We start from the raw sequence: 377 nt of genomic DNA, 5'->3' as shown, positions 1-377 counted from the left end.
ACCTCGCACTCCTCTATCGCGGGATGCGAATCGTCGCCAATTCCAACAAGGCCTTCGGAGGTTTGCTTTCCGCAGGTTTGAGTTTCGCCTTGGTCATCCAAGCCTTGGTCAATATGGCCGTGGCCGTGGGGTTGGGGCCAATTACTGGACTTCCGTTGCCGCTTTTGAGCATGGGAGGCACCTCTTTGATTTTCACCGGAACTGCCCTTGGGATTATCCTAAGTGTGAGCCGTGGAGATCATCAGGATGAGGCTGTAGCAGCCGAATCCAATAAAGTAAGTAACCGATTACGAACAGCATAAACCCAAAAAGCCATTAGCGCTCAGTCTACATATCGAATTCTCATCAGCGGTGGAGGCACCGGGGGACATATCTAT

Annotated in this window: 1 protein-coding gene; it reads left to right on the top strand. The window is 51.7% G+C overall.

Annotated elements, in window-relative coordinates:
• Window positions 1-302 (top strand): FtsW/RodA/SpoVE family cell cycle protein (locus ACNKXV_RS13480; RefSeq protein ID WP_417908249.1); only part of this gene is annotated, 302 nt, incomplete at its 5' end.
• Between the last annotated feature and the right edge of the window lie 75 nt (window positions 303-377).

This window comes from Christiangramia aquimixticola, assembly GCF_048285835.1.
GTDB classification, from domain to species: Bacteria; Bacteroidota; Bacteroidia; order Flavobacteriales; family Flavobacteriaceae; genus Christiangramia; species Christiangramia aquimixticola.
Note: the sequence above shows the minus strand (reverse complement) of the source record. Positions and strands in the feature narration are given on the sequence as shown.